This is a genomic window from Streptomyces sp. NPDC000075, assembly GCF_040301925.1.
GTDB classification, from domain to species: Bacteria; Actinomycetota; Actinomycetes; order Streptomycetales; family Streptomycetaceae; genus Streptomyces; species Streptomyces polychromogenes.
The window spans coordinates 51,182-72,499 of the sequence record NZ_JBEPFL010000037.1 but is presented as its reverse complement, the minus strand read 5'-3'; the positions used below and the strand labels follow the sequence as shown (position 1 = coordinate 72,499).

Here is a 21,318-nt window from a genome sequence, read left to right as displayed (position 1 = left end):
CGCCACCGTTGCGGAGCGGACATCGCGGGAGTGCGTCCTAGGGTGGCCGTCGCTCGCAGGCGACGGACGAACGGACGCTGATGGCGCAAGAACGAGTGGACCGGACGATCCACGGGGCGGCCCCGGCCACGCTGACCCCCACCCCCGTCCACGACATCGGCCTGCTCCTGCTCCGGCTCGTCGTCGGCCTCAGCATGGCCGCGCACGGCACGATGAAGCTCTTCGGCTGGTTCGGCGGGCCGGGCCTCCCCGCGACCGGCAAGGGATTCACGGCGGCCGGCTATCCGGCCGGGGAGGCCATGGCCGTCCTGTCCGGTCTCTCCGAGACCCTGGGCGGCCTCGGCCTCGCCCTCGGTCTGCTCACCCCGCTCGCGGGCGCGGCCCTCATCGGCGTCTTCGTCAACATCCTCGACGTGCGGGGCCTGAGCGCGTACTTCCCTCCCCAGGGCGTCGAAATGGAGACGGTGCTGTTCGCCGCCGCGGTCACGCTCACCCTGACCGGGCCGGGCCGCCTCTCCGCCGACCACTTCCTCCCGGTGTTGCGCGAGTCGCGGGCCCGCCATGCCCTGCTCGCCGTGGTGGCCGGGGTCGTCGCGGGCCTCGTCGTCTTCTTCGTGAGGGACTGACCGCGCGGAGACACCGGGCGGGCGGGCTGGGGTGGTAACTCGGTTGCGCCGGTCCGTGCTACGAGCCTTCAGGGCTCACCGGTGCCCTGCCGGCTCCAGGGCTGGTGCACCTCACCTACGAGACCACGCTGGACGGACGCCGGGGCGGCGGAGTTCGCTCTGGCACAGGCAGGAGACGGCCGCGACGTGGCGGTTGTACTACCACCAGGCCACGCCCCTCCCGCCCGACGCCAGTGCGGTACCTGAACGCGAGGGCGGTGATCACCCCGCCGCGGTGGCCCGGTACCGGCAGCGAGGGCCGGTACCGGGCTACCGGGTGTCAGTAAGCGGCAGACCTTCAAGAACGGCCTAGTTGAGCCGTGCGGTCTGGCTGGCGACGAGTTCGCCGCCGACGAAGCCCTCCACACGGGCCGAGTGGGCGCCGGCCGCGTCGGGGACGGTGAGGTCGGCCTGACCGTTGGAGAGGTCGACGGAGGCGCGCGGGCGTTGGTCGACGTAGACGTCCAGCCGGTCGACGTTGACCGCCTTGACCTTGAGCCGCAGGGCGCCGGCGGCGGCGGTCGCGTCCGTGATGCTCAGGACGTGCGGCGTGAGGCCCTTGAGGACCTCCCCGGCGCGCTCGAACAGGTCGGCGTTGCCTTCCAGCAGGTCCCGGCGGGTCATCCGGTAGGGGATGTCGGGGGTGATGCCGAGGTCCTCCACCGGCGTGCCGGAGTTGGAGCCCACCCGCAGGCTGCGGCGGATCGCCACCCGCATGCCGGCTCCCTTCGGCAGTGGCCGGTACGGCGTCTCGGGGTCGCCCGCGAGGAGCTCGACGAGGTGCTGGTGCTCCCAGACGTTGGCGCCTCCGGCTCCGGTGTTCTCGTCGGTGCCGAGCACGGGGCCGATGCGGTGGTCCTGGAAGCCGGCGGCGAAGATGTCGGTGGCCGAGTAGCAGCGGGCGCTGGCGATGAGGACGACCGGGCCGAAGTACTGCTGGCCGATCGCGTTGGCCTTGTCCTCGGGCGTGAGGGGCACGGCGCTCGAATAGGTGGCGCCGATTTCGACGGCCTGCTCCATGGAGGGCAGCCAGTCGCCCAGTTGCTGCTGGTTCCTTCGGCAGATCCGGAGGTTGAGCGGGGTGTTGATGAACTGCGTCGGCTCCGGGGTGATGCGGCGGGGGGTGAGGGTCTGCAGGGCGAGTTCGGAGTTCCAGATGACGCCGCCGCCGTTGTCCCGGACGTCCAGGATCAGTCCGCGGTCCGGCATCTGGCGGAGCAGACCGATGAACTCGTTGATGAACCCCGCCACATCCGACTCGTTGAAGGTGAAGATCCGGATGTAGCCGAAGGTACCGGAGGCCGTCTGCACCTCCTGCGCCCGGAACACCTTGGGCATCGAGGTGGGGATCTCACCGGCCCTGACCTCCGGGGCGGTCTCGCCCGCTTCGAGGGCCCTCTGCCGGGCGATGACCTTGGGTGCGAACAGCATCACCTTGGCGCGGTTGGCCTCGTCCATGTCGAGGTCCAGGCCCATGGCCAGCGCGGCGCCGGTCGGTGCCGCCCCGCCCGCGAACGGCGGGAGGAGGGCGTTGTCCACGATCCGCCAGCTCTCGCGCAGCTCGCGGAGCGTCGCGCCGGCGCCGGCTCCGGCGTCCGCGTCGGTGTAGCTGACGGTCACCCACTCCTCGAACGGGGGAAGGTGCATCGCCAGCGGCCTCAGGGTCAGCGACTGGATCCCGCGGCTGCGACGGGCGGCCGCGTTGCTGCCGGCGAAGCGGGCGGCGTTGAGGTCGACGGCCTTGGCGATGGGGATTCCGCTCCAGTGGGTGATCTCGACGCCGGGCTCGAAGCCGGGGGCGGAGAAGCCCTGGGCCACGTGGGCGACCATGAAGTGCTCCCCCTGGGCGTCCTCGTACCGCTCCACGAGGAACGGCAGGAAGGCGATCTTGCCTCGGTACGGGTTGGGGAGGAGGTAGTTGGTATGGAGGTCCCGCACCGAGTGGAAGATCTCCGACATCTCGGCATGGAACAGCCATTCGACGGGTTTGGTCTCATCGGTCTGCTGCTCCAGCCGGCGGCGCAGCACCCGCAGGCGCTGCACCGGGTTGACGGCGTACATCGCGGACTTGAGCGGCAGGTGGACGTAGTTCTGGTCCAGCATGAGCAGCGCCTGGTCGACGATGAGCCGGCGCTCGGCCAGCGACAGGGTGCCGGCGCCCTCGAGGAAGGCGGGCAGTCCGGTGGCCGCAGCCAGGTGTTCCCGCACGGCTTCGGCGGTGTGGGGGACGAAGTCCGGGGTGAGGCTGTCGGCGCGGTGGGCCATGGTTCCTCCCGAGGTGGAGTGAGGTGGGGTGAGGTGCCGGTGCCGGGGTGCCGGGGGTCCGGGACCGGCGCCCTCAGGTATTCCCGGCGTCGTCGGGCGAGTGGGCCGTAGGCCTCTCTTTCGCCTGAAAGGAGCCACCCCCTCCCTTTCCGCGCCCGCCCGCCGTCACCGACGAGGCCGACAAGGCCGACGAGCGCGTCTTCGCCCCTGTGTCGGCAAGAACAGCACCCGGAGCGGCTGGGGGGGCCGGGCACCGGCTCGCCGGGCGGGGAGGCGCGTGCTGCCTGGAGGTTGGTGCGCTCGGATCCGTCGGGGAAGCGTTCCAGGAATCCTCGTGAGCGGCCCACCACGGACCGTCAAGCTACGCCCGAGGCCCAACGGGGCGGCCACTTCACAGCGATCAGTCCTGCCCGGCAGCAGCACGTCAAGGCACCTCTTCCGGTCCAACGCTTCCGCGTCGGCGGGCCGCCCGGCCCAGGTGGTCCTGGCTCTCCCAGGGAACGGCAGGCCCTGGTTGGCCGTCCCGGCCGGGCGCAGAGTGGTCCGCATCCGCCCACGTCGGGCCGGTCCAGCAGGACCGGCCCGCGCAACAGACCAGGAGCACCACATGAGCTACCCCACCCTCGCCGCCCGTACCGCTGTCGTCACTGGAGCGGCCAGCGGCATGGGCGCGGCCACCGCCCGCCTGCTCGCAGCGGGTGGTGCCCGCGTCGCCCTGCTCGCCCGGCGCGCCGACAGGCTGGACGCGCTGGCCGCCGAACTCACCGCCGCTGGGGGCCAGGCCCTCGCCGTCACCGCTGACGTCACCGACCAGGCATCCGTCGACGCCGCCGCCGAGGCCGTCCACCATGCCTACGGCCGGGTCGACCTGGTGGTCAACAACGCCGGCGTAATGCTGCCCAACCCCCTCGCCGAGGGCCGGCTGGACGAATGGACCCGGATGATCGACACCAACCTCACCGGCGCCCTGCGCGTCATCCGCGCGTTCACCCCCGACCTCACCGCTGCCGCCGCCGACGGCCGCACCGCGGACCTGGTCAACGTCTCCTCCATCGCCTCCCACGTCCTCTTCCCCGACTACGCCGTGTACGGCGCCACCAAGGCCGCCCTCACCCAGCTGTCCGCCGCACTGCGCACCGAGCTGGGCCCGCGCGACGTCCGGGTCAGCACCATCGAGCCGGGCCTGACCGACACCGAACTCGGTGGGCACATCGACAACCCGGAACTGCGCGAGCAGCTCGACGGGATGTTCACCGCGATCCCCGCCCTTGCCGCCGAGGACGTCGCCGACCTCGTGGCGTACACCGTCAGCCGTCCGCGGCACGTCAACCTGCGCCAGTCGATCGTCTTGCCGACCCGCCAGGCCTGATCCCCGTCTCCTGAGCGATGGGCCGCTGCCTGGCCCTGACAGGGCCAGGCAGCGGCCCATCGCGATCAGCCACAATCGTCGTATGACCACCGCGACCAGCCTGAGCGGCTTCCTCCGGACCCGCCGCGCCCGCCTGCACCCGCACGACGTGGCCCTGCCGGATTTCGGCGGCACGCGCCGGGTCGCCGGCCTGCGCCGCGAGGAGATCGCCCAGCTCGCCGGAGTCAGCGTCGACTACTACACCCGGATGGAACAGGGCCGCGTGTCCAACCCCTCGGACGCCGTGCTCAACTCACTGGCGCGCGCACTGCGGTTGAGCGACGATGAGAGCCGGCACCTGCACCAGCTGGCCCGACCGCGGCACACCGCCCGTCCGGCGCGCAGGCACCAGGTCAGCCGACAGCGCGTGCGGCCGATGCTCCAACGACTGCTGGACGAGCTGAAGGACGTGCCGGCCATGGTGATGGGCCGGCACATGGACATCCTGGCCTGGAACCCGGCAGCGGTCGCCCTCTTCGGCGACTACGCCGCCATGGACCCGGCCGAGCGCAACATCGCCCGGATCACCTTCCTCGACCCGGCCTCCCGAGAGCTGTACGCGGACTGGCCCTCCTGCGCCCGCGAGAATGTGGCATATCTCCACCTGGAGGCTGGACGGGACCATCCCGGCGACCCGCGGCTGGCACAGCTGATCGGGGAGCTGTCGTTGAAGAGCGCGGACTTCCGCCGCTGGTGGGCGGAACACCCGGTCCAGGACAAAACCTCGGGCACCAAGAGGTTCCACCACCCGTTGGTCGGCGACCTGGAACTGACCTACGAGACCCTGCGCCCCGCAGACGACCCCGACCAGGCGCTGATCACCTATGCGGCCGAGCCGGACACCTCATCCCACGACGCCCTCCGCATGCTGCTTGCGTGGACCGCCCCCACGGCCACCGGCACGCGTCAGGCGACCGAGTGACGCACGAGACCGGCACGCCTGAGGGATCGGTGTCAGCGGTCTCTGCGAGCATACGGATCATGAAAGGATCCGACGATCTCCTGGCAGGGCTGGACGACATCGACTGGGCGGCCCTGGGGCATGCCTACGGCAGCGCCGAGGACGTGCCCGGCCAGCTCCGGACGGTGTGCGGGCTGGACGAGGAGGCCCGGGAGAGCGCCTTCCGCAGCCTGTTCGGCAACATCTTCCACCAGGGCACCCGGTACTCGGCCTCTCCGTACGCCGTGCCGTTCCTCACCCGGATCGCCGTCGCGGGCCCGGCCGGCGCCCGGGCCGACGCGCTGCTGCTGCTGACCCGTCTGGCCGTTGACTGGCACGACGAGTACGACCTCCCGCTCGGCATCGACACCGCCGCGTGGCGCGCAGCGGCCGTCAGCCCCGAAGAGAATCTGCGCTGGTACGACGAGCAGATCGCCGCCGAGACCGACGAGAAGCGTCTGAAGAACCTGTGCGAAGGACGGGCGTACTGTGCGGCGGGGCACCCCGTCGACGCCCGCGAGGGCGCGCTGCGTTCCTATGACGCGGTCCGCGCCCAGCTTCCCTTCCTGCTCGAACTGCTCGACGACCAGGACGCGGAGATCCGCACCAAGACCGCGTACCTCCTCGGCTGGTTCCCCGAGGAGGCCAACACCACCCTGCTCCCGTTGCTGGCCCGCCTCGACGGCGAGCGGGACCCAGTCTGCGTCGCCACGGTCCTCGTCTCGGTCGGGCTGATCACCGATCACGATCCGGACGGCAGACTCCAGTACTACCTCGACGACGAGCACCCCTTGCCGCGCTGGGCCGCCGCCACCGCCCTGACCCGTTTGCTGGTCGCACACCCGGCCACCGCGCCCGGCCTGCCGCCGGCGGAGCGCATCGCCGCCGAGCTGGCGGCCTTCGGCGCCGGACCGGCCCCCGAGACCGTCACCGCCCACCACTCGGGCGACCTGCGCAGCTACACCGTCCGCAGTCTGCTGCACCTGATGGACGCCGCCGAGGACCCGGACGGGGTCCTCCTGGAGATCGTCCGCGCCCTGCCTCGTATCGAGGAGGCCGGAGTCGTGCCCCACCCGCTGGCGGCCCGCACCGAAAACCTGCTGGAAGCCCTGTTCGACCCCGCGGACGCCGTACCGGTGTTCGCCGAGCTCTCCCCCGGGCGCCGGGAGTTGCTGAGGGTCCTGGCAGAGCTCCTGACCGCCGCGGACTTCCAGCCCCTGCCGTTCGGCTCCGGCCTCCACGCGCGGTTCACCCAGTACGGCCTCCCCGGCACCCGCCCCGCCCTACGCGCCTACGTCGGACTGTCCACCGAGGGCGAGGACCCCAGCGCTCCCCTCCCCGACCCCTGGGCACCATTCCGCAACCACTGATCCACCGCCTCACCGAGCGCCGGCCGCTGGCGGAGAACGGGTGACAGGACCGGCCGCGATCGAACTCACCTGTCGGAGGACAGGAGGGGGTGGCGTGGGCCCCGACTCACAACCTCACACCCTCATCGCGAACCCGCTTCTACCTGGGGAAACGTCCTGTGAGCCTCGTAGACCTCACAGTCCGAGGCTCACGTCGCACCTGGGGTGAGAGGCGTGACGTAGTTCCAGGTCGCATCGTCCCGGGCTTCGCTTCGGCTGGTGACTAGCGACGACGGCCGTGGCCGGGGTAGGGCAGGCAGGCCGGCCGGGATCGCGTACACGCTGGAACCGCTGCTGCTTGGGACCGGCTCCCTACGCCACCCCTCGGCCGGCTCCAGCGACACCATCCGCAGCAATCCGTCCACGACGGGACGGGGAGCGGTCGCCTGTATCGGTTCTCCGGACAGGGGGCACCGCTCCCCTTCTGGCATGGAGTGGAGGGCAAGGGCGTTCTTGTACGTGACCGGGGTTCAGGTGCCGCAGCCGCACTCGAAGGCGTTCGTCAGCTCTTTGCAGGTCAAGACCACCTCCCCCGACTTTGGGCAGGCGATTGTGCCGCCCGGCGCTGGGTGTTCGAAAAGGGGACTGGTGCGCAGACAGACTCAGCGCGACGGCGTGCAGACGAAGGAAACGTGAGATGCCCAGGCGACGTCCTGGACACCATCCGTACACCCGTCGCCTGGACGCCTTGCGCGTACCGGCCGGTAGGGGCAGCAGGGCGGTCGCGCTTCTGCGTGCCGCTGTCGTTGCCCTCGCCTAGTGCCGGTCTTGCACAGCAGGGCGCACACGGGGCGCTATTGGGCATGCTCGCGTCAAGCGCGCTTGCACTGCGCGCCTCGGTGCACCCAGCTGAGTGCCCTGGCGGGTTCCGACCCTACGGACCTGTCGGCGAAGATCAGCTCGTCGGGCCTGCTGATTCGGGCCGTCGTTCCAGGCTGATCGATCGGCGTTGATGGGGGTGACTGTGGTCCAGGACAACCGCGGGGCGAGCGTGCATGAACGTCGGGAAGTGATCGGACGGGCTCCGTCTCCGCGACCGGCCGCAAAGTTAGTGACGGCCGGTAGCGGTCCGGGCGGTCCGGCTCACCTGGCGGTCATCCTCGATGGCAACCGCCGTTGGGCGCGGGCACGGGACCGGCATCCGGCTGAAGGCCATGTGGCGGGCCTGGCCAAGGTGCCCGAGTTCCTCGGCTGGTGCGAAGAGGAGGGATTGCGGTACGTGACGCTGTGGCTGCTGTCCCCCGACAATCTCAACCGTCGCTGGGATGAGCTCGCGCCGCTGTTCAGCACACTGGAGGACACGGTCCGTTCGGTGGGCCGGCTTCAGCGTTGGCGGGTTCGGCACCTGGGCAACCCCGCGATTCTGCCGACGGCTCTGGCTGAGGCTCTGGCCGAGTCGGAGACGAGCACGCGCGAGATCGCGGGGATGGGCGTGAACCTGGCGGTCGGCTACGGCGGCAGGGAAGACGTCCTCTTCGCCATCCAGCGCATGATCGCCCAGGCGCTCGAAGGAGGCATCGCCCCCGACCAGCTCGCCGACTGGGTCTCGGCGGAGCGTCTGGCGGACGAGCTCGGCACTGGCGGCCAGCCTGATCCCGACCTGATCATCCGCACCTCCGGCGAGTACCGTCTCTCCGGATTCCTCACCTGGCAGGCGGCACGGGCGGAGTTCTACTTCTCGCCCACGCTCTGGCCCGATTTCTCCCAGTCCGACCTGCGTGAAGCCCTCCGGTCCTACAGGCAGCGCAACCGTCGGTTCGGCGCCTGACTCCCCGGCACACCCGCGTCGGACGCCCGGGCATCCCGTGTTCGATGCACACCCGCGAACAGGCCAGACACAAACATTCCGGAGGAACGACGGGCATGCCTCGCATCGATCACTCGGTCTTCGAACCCGGGATCTTCGAACCGGGTAACCCCATGGTCAACCCGCTGACGCCGGCGGCCTACGGAGCGGCCGTGGCGTGGTGCCGTGGCGTCGGCATCCTGACCAGCGACGCCGAGGAGCAGCAGCTCCACTTGTACGACCTGGGTACCCTTGTCGGCAGCCAGCTCCCCGACGCCACCCTCGACCAGCTGGTCCTGGCCATCGAGGGGATGATCTGGTTCACACTGCGCGACAATCAGTGGGACAACCCGGCACTACCGGACCCTACCGAAGCCATCCGCGCCACCCGCAACGAGGTCATCGGCGTCTGCGAGCAGCCTGGACACGTCCCAGCCGATGCCTTCGGCGCCGGGTTCCATCATCTCTGGCAGGCGCTCAGAGCAGGCTCCAGCCCGGCAGCCCTGCGGCGCTTCCGCGACGGCGTGGTCTCCTACTTCGAGGCCAATGAGCGCCAGACCGCGCACACCACGTGCAAGACCGTGCCGGAGCTGCTGGAGTACATCACGTTGCGGCGCGCTACCGTCGGCGTGCCGACCTGGGTTGAGCTCCTGGTGTGCAATCTCGGTCTCCAAGTTCCCGAGCCGGTGCGTGATCACTATCTGATGCGTGAGATCGTCGATTGCAGCTCCGACATCCAGGGCATCGGCCAGGACATCATCAGCTTCGAGAAGGAGGATTCCGAGGCTTCCGCTGCAACATCGTCCACGTGCTCGCGCGCACTCTGGACTGTTCGGCGGAGGAGGCCGTGGGCCGCGCTCTCGCGCTGCACCGCGACCGGCAGCACACACTGCTGCAGGCCGAGGCCGAGGTGCCGGCTCTTCTCGTACGCCTGGGCTACTCAGATAAGGCGGCCACAGCACAGGAATTCGTTCGCATGGTCAAGAGGTCTGCCTACAGCACCCACTACTGGTTCGGCTCTCTGGCCAACCGCCGCTACAAGGTCGACCAGCTTTAGACCAAAGGTGTTTCCGGCTCCGAATCCGGCACCCGCGCGGCACCGTCGCTACAAGGCGGCCCATCCGTACGACGTGTTCAGTCGGCATGCGATGGGGCACGGCGACGCCAGGACGTATCGGTGAAACTACCGGCGTACCGCCGCGGGCAGTGGTGAGCCATGCACTGGCGCGCAGGAAGAAGGGAGATTTGGCTGTGGTAGATGTCTCTGGGACGCCGCCTGTCGATCACGGACACGCCGTGGTCGTGGGTGGAGGTATCAGCGGTCTGATCACTGCTCGTGTCCTGGCTGATCACTTCGCCCGGGTAACCGTCCTGGAACAGGACAGCGTCACGGCCGACACCGGGTACCACAGGGGGGTGCCTCAAGCGCGTCATCTGCATGCGTTGTTAGCCCGAGGCTCTCAGATCATGGAGCAGCTCTTTCCCGGCCTGCGTGACGAACTCGCCGCCCAGGGCGCGCCCGTCTTCGACATGGGGACGTCCGCTCGGGTCCTCTTCCCCTCCGGCTGGGCTCCCCGCACGCACATCGGTGTTCTCATTCAGAACTGCTCCCGTGCCACGCTTGAGCGGTGTCTGCGGGCCAGGGTGCTGGCGATCACGCGGGTGTCGGTCCAGTCGGGGTGGCAGGTAAAGGATCTCTGCTGGGATGGCACTCGCAGCCGTGTAACCGGGGTCGTGGTCTCCTCGATGAGCAAGGCCCCGGGCCAGCCGGCCGACGGCGATCCGCGACATGCCACCGCACCCGCGGTCGAGTCGATCACAGCGGACCTCGTCGTACATGCCGCAGGCCGCACCTCTCAGCTAGCGGACTGGCTGCACCAGGCCGGATACCCAAAACCGGCTTCCCGCACGGTTCACTCCGGTACGTCCTACGCATCACGGCTGTTCACGGCGCAGCCCGGCATCATGAACGACCATCACATCATCAGCGAAACCCCTCACGCCCCCGATGTGCGCCGCGGGGCCGCCGTACAGACGGTGGAAGGCGGGGCGGTCATGGTCACCTTGCTGGGGGCCGACGGGGAAGTTCCCCCCGCGGACGAACAGGGCTTTGTCGCCTACGCCCGCTCGCTGCGCGACTCCGCAGCCGCTGAGGTGATCACGTCCGGCACTCCGCTGGGACCCGCCTACCGTGCCCTTCGGCTGGACAACCGCTGGGTCCTTTACCACCGTATGCCGCGCTGGCCGGATCGCCTGCTGTGCGTGGGAGACGCCGTCTGCTGCTTCAACCCGGCGTACGGCCAGGGCATGACAGTGGCTGCTTTTGAAGGCCAACTGCTGGGCCGACTACTGGGCCGGAATCGCTTCGTCCGCGACCTGACCGGACTCGCTCCGATCTTCCAGCGCCGACTCGCCCGCGCCCTTGCCGTTCCCTGGGCCATGGCAACCAGCTCCGACCTGGGCTGGGCTCCGGACAAGCCACCGCTTGGGGCTCGCCTCGCCCGCTGGTACAGCGACCATCTCATCGCCCTCATTCCCGGCAGCCCCCGCGTCTACCAGAACCTGTACCAGGTGGCGCAGATGGTCCGGTCCCCTGCCGCACTTCTGCACCCGGCCATCCTGGGGCAGGTCGCCCGACGCGCCGTCCTTACCCGCAACCGACCCAAAACCAGGGAACCCGGAAAGCGGCCAGCAGGTCCACGCGAGCGGGCCGGCGACCTCCTCCTCGACCCCCCGGACTGATCACTCACGGGGCGACGAGGTCATGCAGTCCAGCCACCTGCGACCCCAAAGCTCCAGGCCCAGCAGATTCGGCTCCCAGCCAGCTCTCCCCATCACCAGCGCACCACGCCATCGGGACATGGAACTGCGGTGGTCCTGGTCGGGTTCGGTCTCGGCATGGTCAGCGGCCCGCTCGCCGACATGACTCTCGCCAAGGTCCCGCACGAGGACGCCGGGGCCGCTTCGGGCCTGTTCAACACCGCCATGCACCTGGGCATCGCCCTGGGCACGGCGCTGACCGCCCTGGTGTTCTTCGCCGTCACCAACGGCTCTGCCGACTCCGCACTCAACCGCGACGCGTTCCTTGACGTGCTGTGGTGGGTCAGCGGGCTCCTCGCTTTGATGTGGGCCCTGATGTTCTGCCTGCCCAAGCGGCCGGATGACCAGGCCGACTGAGCACATCGCCGAAGTCGCCAAGTAGGCCACCTTGCCACACAAGGTCCCTCCCCCTGCTCTGCTGGTCAGGGCCCGACATGGACTCAGCGATGGCCGCTCCTCGCACATGGGGCAGAGGCCATCGCTGTGTCCCCGGCCAGCTCAGGCGGAGGTCCACACCCCCGCCCGCGTCGGCGGCCGCTCTCGTCAGCGAGGTGTCGGCGGGCCGGATCGGCCACTTCCCCCACTGGTGGTCCGCCGAGGCCGGCCGGTGGCATCTCGGCGAGGACCGCTTCGAGAAGGCCGGAGGCGACCATTTCGGTGTTCTCCCACATCGGGATCCGACGGGGTCCGGCCGCCGGTGGTCAGGCCCGCTCGGCGAGGGCCTGCTGCCAGACCGGGCTGTCCACGTAGTGGTTGTCGAACCGCTCGGAGGAGTCCTTGATCTCCTGCGGGCTGGCCTCGCCGCGCATCACCCGGCCGAGCAGTCGCAGGTAGTCGAAGCGGGCCATGCCGGGCGTGAAGACGAACAGGACGTCCGCCTCGGAACCGGGGGCCGCCGCGAAGGCGTGCGGGGTACGCGGCGGCACAAGCAGGAAGTCGCCCTTCTCCAGGACGGTCAGCTCCTGGTCGAGCAGGACCTGGAGCGAGCCGTCGAGCACGAAGAAGAGTTCCGAGGCCCGGGTGTGGAAGTGCGCCGGCGCCCCCACCGCACCCCTCGCGAAGGAGGAGCGGTAGCTGGTGAGCTGACCGCCGGTGGTGTCGGAGTCGGCCAGCAGCGTCATGACGCTGCTCGGGTCACTAGTAGTCTCAGCGTCGGCGGCACGAGTGAGGATCGGAGCGAACGTCGTGTACTTGTTCATGATGATCACTCTAATCGTCAAGTGGCTTGGCTGATTGGTGCACATGAGTGTTGTGATGGTGGGCCAATTCCGTCTGGAGTGTCGACTGCGTGTGCCCGACCGGGCTGCCCTTGCAGGCGTCATGTACGTGTTGCGGACCGATGTCGCCTGGCGCGATGTCCCTCGCCGAGACCGTGGGCTCAACCGCCACGGCACCCCGATCGGCGCCACGCTCACCGGCGGGAACCGACATGACGTCACCCCGGTGCTGCCGCTACTGGACGCAGTCCCAGCGATTCGGGGTCTACGAGGACGTCCCCGCCACGAGCCTCGACGCCTGTACGCCGACCGGGGCTACGAAGCGCGGCACCAAGCCGATCAGCGCCCGACGCGGCGTCGCACACGGCTCGGGACTGGGGAAGGTGCGCTGGCTGGTCGAGCATGCCGCCGCCTGGCCGTATCAGTTCAAGCGGCTCCGCATCCGCTACGAACGACGCTCAGATCTCCACTCCACCAGGGCCTGCTCGACTAGCCTGCGGCCTCATATGTCTTCGCCGCTTCCGAACTTCATTCTGAAAGATCAGTAAGGGGCGACATCGGAGTCGGTGGCAGGGGGCGAAGTCGATTTGCTGCCCTTCCGAGCTGAACTCAGGTGAGGTCGAAGGTGACGCTCACCGAGCCGTCCCAGTCCGGTGCCTGCGGCAGCAGATGAGGGTGCAGGCGATGCCGGTGCAGGCCAGGAAGTGTTAGGCCTTGCGTTCGTAGCGGCGGTGGAGTGGGAGGCAGCCCCCCGCCGCCCGCGGTCACCGTGCGCAGCCCGTGCTCTGGCGGGTGCGGCCTCCTGGTGGAGCGCGGCGGCGGCCGGCTCGAAGACCTCAGGCCGGAGACCGTCCGGGCTCTCAGTACGCGGCCTTCGACGGAGCATGCGGAGCATGGCTTGCACCCCGCCCCTCACCCGTCTCCGGGATGCCGAGACCGGGATCCCGGAGAGGATGAGGAGCGGGGGCAGGCGGTTGGGCGGGCGGTCAGGCGGTCTGGGTGAACGCGTGGAGGTGTTCGCTGAGGAAGGCGGGCAGGGTCCTGGCGGGGCGGCCGAGGATGGTCTCGATGGTGTTGTTGGGGGATTCCGGTCGGGCGATGGCCAGTTGCTGGATCTCCACCACGTGGTCGGCGAGCCAGGGCGGCATGTGCGCGTTGGTCAGGAGGTGGCTGTAGAACTCGCTCGGCGGCAGGTCGATGTAGCGGACGGGGCGGCAGGTCAGCTCGCTGAGCAGACGGGCGAGCTCGGGGTGGCTGAAGGCCTGCGGGCCGGTCAGGGTGTAGGTGGCGCCGGCGAGGCCGGGGCGCAGGAGGGTTTCGGCGGCGACGTCGGCGATGTCCCGGACGTCGATGTAGTTGCAGGGTGCGTCGCGCATGGCCCCGATGAGTACGCCCCTGGCGATCGCGGGAGCGTTCAGGGGCAGCTTCTGCATGAAGGCGTAGGGCCGGAGGAGCGTGGCCGTCATTCCGGTGGCGGCCAGGTGTTCCTCGACCTGCCAGTGGCTGCGCGAGATGGCTACCGGTGAGGTGGGCTCGGCTGCAGGGGCGGAGAGTTTGACCACGTGCCGGACGCCGCGGTGGGCCGCGGCGTCTATCACGTTGGTCTCCAGCTCGGCCTGGCGCGGGCTGTTGGCCATGGCGAGGAACAGCTGCGTGGATCCCTCGAAGGCGTCGCGGAGCGTCTGGGGGTCTGCGGCGTCCGCACCGACGATCTCGACCGGCGTGTTCGCCCCGATGGCGGCGCGCAGGTTGTCGGGTGTACGGCTGACGGCGCGGCAGGGGACTTCGAGTTCGATGAGCCGCTGGAGCAGGGCGCTGCCGGTGGCGCCGGTGGCGCCGATGATGGTGATCACAGTGTGCCTTTCGTGACTGAGGGGTCAGGAGAGTTGAGTGGGGAGGGCCGGGTCAGGCCTGTTGCGGGTACGCCGTGCTGTGCCGTGCCACCGCCAGGTGATGATGGTGGTGGCCAGGCCGGCCGACAGCGGCAGGTCGATCCGCAGCCGCTTCAGCCATCCGGCGGCGGGCACCGGTGTGTGCGAGGGAAGCCAGTCGGACGCGAACCATCCGGCCAGGCCGGCGATGCCGACCGCGATCAGGACCAGTCCGAGGGTGAGGAGCGGTCGCGGCGCCGAAACCGTCCAGCGCCGGGGCCGGCCGCGGCGGTGCAGCCATGCGCCGACGAGGCAGGCCACCACGGCCGAGGTGACCCCGATGGAGGTGAAGGCCGCCCTGGTCACCGCGGGCTGCCCACTGAGGAATCCGCCGAGCCCGGCGGTGAGCGCGGGGGCCAGGTAAGCGGTCGCGACTTCCTTCCACAGGGTGAACGGACGCGTGACGGAACCGGCCTGGGAGGTTCTGGGAGGGGGACTCATGTGGCTGACTCCTCGTAGATAATCAGCTGGCTAAGTATTTGATTAGTGAGCTAACTATTTGGTTATGGAAAAGGGCGGCTCGCGGTCGAGGCGGTCGCCCCGGCACGGAAGTGATGCCGCGGCTATGCGGCAGTCAACGCGCCGATCCGCTGAGTGATCCGTTCCAGGAGGTCGAGGAACAGCCTGCGTTCGTCGGCGGCCAGTCCGCCGACCAGCGCCTCAAGCCGAGCGAAATGGTCCGCGGCCATACCGCGCAACCGCCGGCTGCCGCGCGCCGTGAGGACGACCACCGCACCTCGCCCGTCCTCCGTCGAGGCGCGGCGAGCCACCAGGCCTTCTCGCTCCAGGCCGACGACCAGGCCGGTCACGGTGGCGCGTGAGACGCCAAGACTCTTCGCGAGCTGCGACGGCGACTTCTCCCCGTCGCTGTCCTCAAGATCCACCAGGAGACGGTAACGCCCGGTCGACAGCCCCGAACGCGCGAAGTGCACTTCCGACGCCCGGTCCAGGCGCGCCCCGGCAGCCATCAGGCGCACCGCGACGAGCACCGCCTGCGGGTCGGCCTCAAGCCCGTACCGTTCGATCTGCTTCCGAGCCTGTTCGAGCGTGGGTGCAGCGCCGGGGTTCACGTCCTCGTCCCTCATGAGAAATAATATGGCAGCTAACCATCTGCCGGTCAAGCCGCCGAGCGCTTCGCATCCGCGGATTCCGGACGGCTCGCGCGCCCAGGGCCCGGGGCCACGGCAAGTTCGTGGTGGCGTCGTACACCAGGTGACTGGCCGTCAGCGGAGCACGGGGCACGGAACGTCGTCGCGGCGTCCGTGAACCAGCGGTACCTGCGGTACCGGGGTCCGCCCTGGGGCAGGAGGTGGAGCAGCGGCGCAGCCTTGTCCCCGCCAGCGGCGCGCGGAGCCGTTGGCACCTGAGCGGGGACCGAGGCGGGCGGGCGTACTGCGTGAGCAGGGACGGAGCCGCGTGCGGGAGCCGGGAGCGCAGGAGGACCGGCGTGGCGATGACCCGGTCGGTGAACACCAGTTGGCGATTCGGTCCCGCGCCGGCCGCACGTAACCGGCCGCAGTCTCGCGACGCTCTTGTAGTCGGCCCTCCTGCGCGGCCGTCCACGCCTCGGCCGGCCCTGCGATCCGGCGAACCGAGCCGTCGGTGCTTGAGGCCGGCGAAGAGACGGACGATGGGACAAGCTCGTGCGGCCGAGGTGTCGCGTCCCAACAACGCCCGGCCTGCACGGCCCTGTTCATGTCATGGCAGAAGCATGACCGTTACAGCGCGCCGCGCAGCCGGGTTTCCGGCGCCGGGTTCATCCCGAGCTCGGCGGGAGAGCGGAGAGCAGGGCCGAGGCGGCGCTGTCGAAAGGCGCGATGCTGCCCGCCGCGCGACAGAGGATGTGGGCGCCTTCGAGTGTGACGATCATGAGGGTGGCCAGATCGGCGGCCTGGGAGGGGCTCATTCCGGCGTGGGTGAGTTTTCCGGTGAGCTCGCCGACCCAGCCGGCGAATCCTTCGGCCGCGACAGTGCGCAGGCTGCTCTGGTCGGCGATGGCCGCACCGCCGTCGATGGTGACCGCCGCGACCGCGCAGCCGCCGCCGTCGGCGGAGGCCTGCACCACGGGGCGGATGTTGCCAAGGAACGCCTCCACGACTTCGCGTGGTGTGCGGGCCGGCAGTTCGCGCAGGTGGCCGCGGACGTCCTCCGCGTTGCGGCGGGCGGCTTCGAGCGCGAGCTGCTGTTTGCCGCCTGGGAAATGGTGATAGATCGCCCCGCGCGCGGCCCCGCTCTCGGCCAGGACGTCATTGAAGGTCATCGCGGCCAAGCCGTGGCGTCGCAGCAGTCCGATTGCTGCGCTGATCATGCGGGACTTCGTGTCCGTGGCCATCGCGACTCCCTTGACTAGTACGCCCATCCTAGTTCATGCTCGCCACTAGGACGCACGTACTAGTAGCGCGGGCTGGACAGCCCCGAAACCGGAGGTTCGTGATGGGCAAGACGTTTCTCTACACCGAGATCCAGGCGGCAGTGCCGTTCGATCAGTTCGACTGGCAGCAGATCAACGCGGCGCTGAAGACCGCGCCGGGCCTGATCCGCAAGACGTGGCTGTCCGGCATCGGCACGCACACCGTCGGCGGCTTCTACGAGTTCGACAGCGCCGAGAACGCCCTGGCCTTCGCCCAGGGCCCCTTCGCTGAGGAAGCCCGCCGGGCCGGAGCCCCGGCGACGACGCGGCTGTTCGACGGCGACATCGTCAAAGACGCCAGCCTCGACCTGAACTCGCCGTACTACACCTGACACCGCGCCGATCGCCGCCAGGTCAGCTCTGAACACCGCCTCGCCCCACTGCCGGGGCGAGGCGGCCCCGAGGGAGAGGCATCTCGATGGACATCACGCGGCACCCCGAGAACACCGTCAGCTGGATCGACCTCGGCACCCCCGACATGGAGACGACGACGGCGTTCTACACCGCCCTGTTCGGTTGGACCGTCCCCACCGGACCCCAACGGCTACCGGCTCTGCACACTGCGCGGGCATCTCGCCGCCGCCCTGGGTCCGGCCGAGGACCCCGGCGCACCCTACTGGACGATCAACGTCACCGTGTCGGACATCGAAGCCACCGCCACCCGCTTCACGAGCCTGGGCGCCCAGATCGTCGTGGCACCCACCCGAGTCGGGGCGCTCGGCCACGCCGCAGTCGCCCTCGACCCCGTCGGCGCACCGCTGTCACTCTGGCAGCCCGGCACCCACACCGGCATGCGGCTGGCCCACGAACCGGGAACCTTCGCCGGCATCAGCCTTCTCACCGACCACCCCGAGCACGCCGCCGCCTTCTACCGGCCGGCCCTGCACTGGAGCTCCAACCCCGAGCACACCGAGTTCCGGTTGCCGGACGACTCCACCGCCGTCACCGGGCCGCCGCCAGGTGAACCCACGGCGCAGCGATCACTCTGGCTGATCAGCTTCGCCAGCAACAGCCCCGAGGCCGACGCCAGGCGGGCCCGACAGCTCGGTGCGACCGAAGTCCGCCAGGACGCCGACGGAGACATGGTCCTGCGCGATCCCACCGGAGCTCTGTTCGGCCTCAGCCGGCATCGCGCACCAAGTCGTTATTGACTTCAGCTCGTCGGGGTGAATCGTTGTGAAGTCCCTGATGGGTGTGGGTGGGTGGCTGTATCCGTGCTGTGTGAGATACGCGGATGGGGGCGGGCTGACATCTGCGGGACGTCAGCGCCGGGAGACGGTACGAATGCAGGCGGCTGAACTGTTCGAGCGGAGGGTCAAGCCGTCGGAAGTCGCACAGCGGCTGCGGGTGAGCGTGAAGTCGGCGTATCAGTGGCACCAGTGGTGGCGGGATGGCGGTGTTCAGGCTCTTGCCTCCCGGGGTCCGAGCGGGAGCCGGTGCCGGCTGTCTCCGCGGTATCTGGCGAAGCTGGCCGGTTATCTGGAGGAGGGCCCGGCGGCGCATGGCTGGGTGGAGGACCAGGTGTGGACCGCGTCGAGGGTGGCAACGCTGATCGGCAGGAAGTTCCACGTCTCCTACAGCGTCTCGGGTGCCACCCGGTTGCTGCACCGGCTCGGCTTCAGCCCGCAGGTCCCCGCGCGGCGGGTCGCCGAGCGCGATGAGCAGGTTGTCACCGTGTGGCGGGAGGTGACCTGGGCGGAGGTAAAAGGGCCCGGGCGGCCTGCGGGGACTACGTCTGCTTCGAGGACGAGGCAGGCTTCAACCGTCGGCCGCCCCGGGGACAGACCTGGGGTCAGCGCGGAGTAACTCCGGTCGTCACCATCAGCGGCCGGCGGGCAGGACGGCTTTCCGTGGCCGGGCTGATCGCGATGCGGCCGGGTTCCAGAACCCGGCTGTGTCACCGCCTTCGGACCCACCCCGCCGGCAAGGGCGTACGCCGCAGCATGGGGGAGCGTGACTTCATCTCACTGGTCGACGGCGTTCATCAGCTGGTCAGAGCGTCGATCGTGCTGGTCTGGGACCGCCTGAACGCCCACGTCTCCCGCAGGATGCGCGACCTCGTGGCCGAGCGTGAATGGCTGACAGTGTTCCTGCTGCCTGCCTACTCACCCGAGCTGAACCCCGTCGAATGGGTGTGGGCCCACGTCAAACGCAGCCTCGCCAACCTCGCCCTCATGGCCCTGAGCCGACTCCAAGTCCTCGTCCGTCACCGGGGCAAACGCCTTCAGTACCGGCCCCACATCCTCGACGGCTTCATAGCCGGCACCGGCCTGGCCCTCGACGCACCAGTCTCACTCTGACAAGCCGACGTCAGTAGGTGATGGCTACCGGTGTTGAGTCGGCGGGCCGGTAGAGCCGTCCTGGTAGGGCGCTTTGACGCCGCTGCATGTGAACCGGGAACGCGCACGGGGATGGCTGCTTTCTACCGCGTCCCCGTGCGCATTCGGGTGGTGAGTTGACCCGGTATCTCGGTGGCTCAGCAGCCAGTCCGGAAGCACTCGTTCAGTCGGGCCGGCCGCCTGAACTCGGCCTGCGAAATCCGGTTCAGCAATTCCGCGAACTAATTCTCAGCGTCGACGTAGTGAACGCTTTGGTCGGTCCGCAACAGTGCAACATAACGCGCCAGGACGTCTTCTACGCGCTCTCGGTAGTTCGCACGGATAGCCTCTCGTACGAGTGGGTCGTCGAAGAGAGCCAGGCAGCTATGGCAGTGATGCGCATATCGATCCTCCCAGTCGATGCGAGAATCTTTACTCGCTGCCCACGCGAGTATCCGTTCAGGACCGTCAACGAACAACCACACCTTCATGAAGTCGCGAACGCCAGCAGTCAGGATGTCGTCAAGTGTCCCGCCGGCCCAATCTGCGTTCAGCTCCGGAATGAGCTCTCGCGTGAGGCCACAGCAATAGCCGACACGCTGATCTGGCGTTACCACGATCGTCTTCAAGACCGACGTACATCCTCCCCTCAAATGCAATGTTCGGCGATTGAGTAGCCTGTGTTGCGGCTGTTCGATGTTCTCCCGATAATCCATCGGCATCCACGGCGATTCTATGATGCTGAGCTGTTCGCCTTCTATGAGCTCGCGAATTCGCGGATCCGCCGCAAAGGTTTCTGAAGTTACGCTCCGATCCTTTCGCACCTCGACCATGATCATTGGCTTAAGGCCGAACTCGGCCGCTATGCAAGCGGCGTTAATGACACTCTCCTGCGGAACCCAGCGCTGATGAAAATCTCCGGTGCTAATATTCAGTTCCGCTAGGCCAGCCTCCACAAGTTCCCTCAGCCGGCGTCTGCCGTGGGGTATTCTTCGCGCCCAAAAGCCGTTGGTGACGCACCGCGTGTGCATCCCCAGGCTTGCTGCATATTTGACAGCGGAAACGAGGTCTTTTCCGAGGAGGAAACACTCTCCACCGGAGAATACAACCAATTTACATGTCGGATACCTCGCCCCCTCCTCCACGAACGACAAGATCTGCGCGAGATCCAGACGCTTCGTGATGAACGGATTACTGCCGAAGCAACAGTTCTCACATGCTGCGGTGCATTTGTAGGTTCCCAATATTGTCAGCGCTTCTGGCTCGAGAAATATGCGAGTGCCGGAGTGCGGCTCTCCGAGCCCGCCCTTCGAGGTCATCATGGGCGCCCCTCGAAGTTGCTGACGTGTACCATCATTTCCCCTGCAAGCCGGAAGAGCGCACCTGCAGTGGCCATTTTGCGCGCGGCATCGGGGTCGCCGAGAACAGCTCGCCGCTGCGTGTCGCGGCTGAAGTCGGCGTATACATTAACTTCTACGAGCAGCGTCACAATGGCACCCGCTTCAACAGCCGCAACGAGGGTTACTGCAGGACCGACTTCTAGGACGCCGAGCCCCCCGTACGGCTTCCCGATGCCGTAGTTTTCGTCCCATTCTTCTAGGATCGGAAACTCCCGGACTGCGCGCCGCTCCCCCACGGCTCGTACAAGTTCGTCAACGTATTCAGTGATTCTGTCCGCCGAGTACCGATTCAGGAGAATGCGTCGGTCATTGAGGTCGGTCAGGGTTGCAAGGAATACCCGGCGAAGCATCTCCGGATTACCCGCCAAATGCTCGAAACCTGCTATGTCGTATTCCAGGCTGTTGCCTAGCTCGCCTCCCTGAATCGCCGACTCGAAGGTTTGCCGATCGGATCCGGACGGACCGAAGCGCGAATAATGCTCTGTGAGCAATTCGAGCAACTCTCTGTTTGTCAGTACTGCATAAAAGACGCGATTGACGCGGTCGTGGATCTCTCGTGAGGTTTCAGGGTGAAGCCCGAGGCGGGTAACTACGCCACTGGGATCCCGCAGGAAGTCATTCGTGGTCGCAGGATCACTGATTATCCGAGTCATGACAGAGTCTACGCGCTCAAGATCGGGTGTTATGTCCAGGATGAGACGGTCGGGCGTTGGATCGGTCATGTCACACCTCCATAAGGCTAAAGTGCT

Annotated in this window: 19 protein-coding genes and 1 pseudogene; 12 read left to right on the top strand and 8 right to left on the bottom strand. The window is 68.4% G+C overall.

The features are described 5' to 3' along the window. The first annotated feature begins 80 nt into the window (after positions 1-80). Positions 81-626 carry a DoxX family protein gene (locus ABT403_RS32150; RefSeq protein ID WP_344153236.1) on the top strand — a complete coding sequence of 182 codons (546 nt, stop codon included), beginning with the start codon at positions 81-83 and terminating at the stop codon, positions 624-626. A gap of 348 nt (positions 627-974) precedes the next feature. On the opposite strand, the gene ABT403_RS32145 is transcribed toward ABT403_RS32150, so the two are convergent. Beyond that, positions 975-2,930 (bottom strand): S41 family peptidase, encoded by a 1,956-nt coding sequence (locus ABT403_RS32145; RefSeq protein WP_344153233.1) that lies wholly within the window; start codon positions 2,928-2,930, stop codon positions 975-977. Positions 2,931-3,537: 607 nt separating this feature from the next. On the opposite strand from ABT403_RS32145, the gene ABT403_RS32140 reads away from it, so the two are divergent. From ABT403_RS32140 to ABT403_RS32110, 7 genes are all read left to right on the top strand, one after another. Beyond that, complete coding sequence (locus ABT403_RS32140) at positions 3,538-4,299, top strand: SDR family oxidoreductase (RefSeq protein ID WP_344153230.1); 762 nt, start codon at positions 3,538-3,540, stop codon at positions 4,297-4,299. Positions 4,300-4,381: 82 nt separating this feature from the next. After that, positions 4,382-5,260, top strand: a complete 879-nt coding sequence (locus ABT403_RS32135; protein ID WP_344153227.1) for a helix-turn-helix transcriptional regulator — start codon at positions 4,382-4,384, stop codon at positions 5,258-5,260. Positions 5,261-5,319: 59 nt separating this feature from the next. Continuing rightward, positions 5,320-6,648, top strand: coding sequence for a HEAT repeat domain-containing protein (locus tag ABT403_RS32130; RefSeq protein ID WP_344153224.1), 1,329 nt, complete (start codon positions 5,320-5,322; stop codon positions 6,646-6,648). 1,003 nt (positions 6,649-7,651) lie between these two features. After that, positions 7,652-8,455 carry a polyprenyl diphosphate synthase gene (uppS, locus tag ABT403_RS32125; RefSeq protein WP_344153221.1) on the top strand — a complete coding sequence of 268 codons (804 nt, stop codon included), beginning with the start codon at positions 7,652-7,654 and terminating at the stop codon, positions 8,453-8,455. Between the two features lie 95 nt (positions 8,456-8,550). Next, entirely contained in the window at positions 8,551-9,654 is a 1,104-nt protein-coding gene (locus ABT403_RS32120; RefSeq protein WP_344153218.1) for a terpene synthase family protein, read from the top strand. Beyond that, entirely contained in the window at positions 9,617-11,215 is a 1,599-nt protein-coding gene (locus tag ABT403_RS32115) for an FAD-dependent oxidoreductase (protein WP_344153215.1), read from the top strand. The genes ABT403_RS32120 and ABT403_RS32115 overlap by 38 nt, the downstream gene beginning before the upstream one ends. Positions 11,216-11,344: 129 nt before the next feature. Further along, entirely contained in the window at positions 11,345-11,650 is a 306-nt protein-coding gene (locus ABT403_RS32110; RefSeq protein WP_344153212.1) for an MFS transporter, read from the top strand. 344 nt (positions 11,651-11,994) lie between these two features. Here the strand turns inward: ABT403_RS32110 and ABT403_RS32105 are convergent, their stop codons facing one another. Continuing rightward, positions 11,995-12,492 carry a cupin domain-containing protein gene (locus tag ABT403_RS32105; RefSeq protein ID WP_344153208.1) on the bottom strand — a complete coding sequence of 166 codons (498 nt, stop codon included), beginning with the start codon at positions 12,490-12,492 and terminating at the stop codon, positions 11,995-11,997. Positions 12,493-12,574: 82 nt separating this feature from the next. On the opposite strand from ABT403_RS32105, the pseudogene ABT403_RS32100 reads away from it, so the two are divergent. Beyond that, positions 12,575-13,047: pseudogene (locus ABT403_RS32100) on the top strand (transposase); the annotation flags it as partial. 449 nt (positions 13,048-13,496) lie between these two features. On the opposite strand, the gene ABT403_RS32095 reads toward ABT403_RS32100, so the two are convergent. The 4 genes from ABT403_RS32095 to ABT403_RS32080 all read right to left on the bottom strand — a co-directional run bounded on the left by ABT403_RS32095 (position 13,497) and on the right by ABT403_RS32080 (position 16,773). Further along, a complete protein-coding gene (locus ABT403_RS32095; protein ID WP_344153205.1) occupies positions 13,497-14,363 on the bottom strand; it encodes an SDR family oxidoreductase in 867 nt (288 codons plus the stop codon). A gap of 24 nt (positions 14,364-14,387) precedes the next feature. Further along, positions 14,388-14,882, bottom strand: a complete 495-nt coding sequence (locus ABT403_RS32090; RefSeq protein WP_344153202.1) for a hypothetical protein — start codon at positions 14,880-14,882, stop codon at positions 14,388-14,390. Positions 14,883-15,004: 122 nt separating this feature from the next. After that, entirely contained in the window at positions 15,005-15,526 is a 522-nt protein-coding gene (locus tag ABT403_RS32085) for a MarR family winged helix-turn-helix transcriptional regulator (RefSeq protein WP_344153199.1), read from the bottom strand. A 671-nt stretch (positions 15,527-16,197) separates the two neighbouring features. After that, positions 16,198-16,773, bottom strand: coding sequence for a TetR/AcrR family transcriptional regulator (locus ABT403_RS32080; protein WP_344153196.1), 576 nt, complete (start codon positions 16,771-16,773; stop codon positions 16,198-16,200). Between the two features lie 101 nt (positions 16,774-16,874). On the opposite strand from ABT403_RS32080, the gene ABT403_RS32075 reads away from it, so the two are divergent. From ABT403_RS32075 to ABT403_RS39100, 3 genes are all read left to right on the top strand, one after another. Beyond that, a complete protein-coding gene (locus ABT403_RS32075; RefSeq protein ID WP_344153193.1) occupies positions 16,875-17,183 on the top strand; it encodes a hypothetical protein in 309 nt (102 codons plus the stop codon). Between the two features lie 303 nt (positions 17,184-17,486). Then, the gene (locus ABT403_RS32070) at positions 17,487-18,002 is read left to right on the top strand and encodes a VOC family protein (RefSeq protein WP_344153190.1); all 516 of its coding nucleotides are present in this window, start codon (positions 17,487-17,489) and stop codon (positions 18,000-18,002) included. Positions 18,003-18,072: 70 nt separating this feature from the next. Then, positions 18,073-19,151, top strand: a protein-coding gene (locus ABT403_RS39100; RefSeq protein WP_425580125.1) for an IS630 family transposase whose coding sequence is annotated in 2 segments (ribosomal slippage) — positions 18,073-18,640 and positions 18,640-19,151 — 1,080 coding nt in all. Because the reading frame shifts where the segments join, the coding sequence is not laid out codon by codon here. 260 nt (positions 19,152-19,411) lie between these two features. Here ABT403_RS39100 and ABT403_RS32055 read toward each other — a convergent pair. Both ABT403_RS32055 and ABT403_RS32050 read right to left on the bottom strand, forming a co-directional pair. Then, complete coding sequence (locus ABT403_RS32055; RefSeq protein ID WP_344153184.1) at positions 19,412-20,491, bottom strand: radical SAM protein; 1,080 nt, start codon at positions 20,489-20,491, stop codon at positions 19,412-19,414. Continuing rightward, a complete protein-coding gene (locus ABT403_RS32050) occupies positions 20,488-21,291 on the bottom strand; it encodes a hypothetical protein (protein ID WP_344153181.1) in 804 nt (267 codons plus the stop codon). Before ABT403_RS32050 ends, ABT403_RS32055 begins: the two co-directional genes overlap by 4 nt. Between the last annotated feature and the right edge of the window lie 27 nt (positions 21,292-21,318).

What these genes read in the sequence shown, in the direction of transcription:
- ABT403_RS32085 (WP_344153199.1), bottom strand. Translation starts at nt 15,526, where the DNA reads ATGAGGGACGAGGACGTGAACCCCGGCGCTGCACCCACGCTCGAACAG.
- ABT403_RS32135 (WP_344153227.1), top strand. Translation starts at nt 4,382, where the DNA reads ATGACCACCGCGACCAGCCTGAGCGGCTTCCTCCGGACCCGCCGCGCC.
- ABT403_RS32145 (WP_344153233.1), bottom strand. Translation starts at nt 2,930, where the DNA reads ATGGCCCACCGCGCCGACAGCCTCACCCCGGACTTCGTCCCCCACACC.
- ABT403_RS32050 (WP_344153181.1), bottom strand. Translation starts at nt 21,291, where the DNA reads ATGACCGATCCAACGCCCGACCGTCTCATCCTGGACATAACACCCGAT.
- ABT403_RS32115 (WP_344153215.1), top strand. Translation starts at nt 9,617, where the DNA reads ATGCGATGGGGCACGGCGACGCCAGGACGTATCGGTGAAACTACCGGC.
- ABT403_RS32090 (WP_344153202.1), bottom strand. Translation starts at nt 14,882, where the DNA reads ATGAGTCCCCCTCCCAGAACCTCCCAGGCCGGTTCCGTCACGCGTCCG.
- ABT403_RS32140 (WP_344153230.1), top strand. Translation starts at nt 3,538, where the DNA reads ATGAGCTACCCCACCCTCGCCGCCCGTACCGCTGTCGTCACTGGAGCG.
- ABT403_RS32055 (WP_344153184.1), bottom strand. Translation starts at nt 20,491, where the DNA reads ATGATGACCTCGAAGGGCGGGCTCGGAGAGCCGCACTCCGGCACTCGC.
- ABT403_RS32105 (WP_344153208.1), bottom strand. Translation starts at nt 12,492, where the DNA reads ATGAACAAGTACACGACGTTCGCTCCGATCCTCACTCGTGCCGCCGAC.
- ABT403_RS32150 (WP_344153236.1), top strand. Translation starts at nt 81, where the DNA reads ATGGCGCAAGAACGAGTGGACCGGACGATCCACGGGGCGGCCCCGGCC.
- ABT403_RS32080 (WP_344153196.1), bottom strand. Translation starts at nt 16,773, where the DNA reads ATGGCCACGGACACGAAGTCCCGCATGATCAGCGCAGCAATCGGACTG.
- ABT403_RS32075 (WP_344153193.1), top strand. Translation starts at nt 16,875, where the DNA reads ATGGGCAAGACGTTTCTCTACACCGAGATCCAGGCGGCAGTGCCGTTC.
- ABT403_RS32120 (WP_344153218.1), top strand. Translation starts at nt 8,551, where the DNA reads ATGCCTCGCATCGATCACTCGGTCTTCGAACCCGGGATCTTCGAACCG.
- ABT403_RS32130 (WP_344153224.1), top strand. Translation starts at nt 5,320, where the DNA reads ATGAAAGGATCCGACGATCTCCTGGCAGGGCTGGACGACATCGACTGG.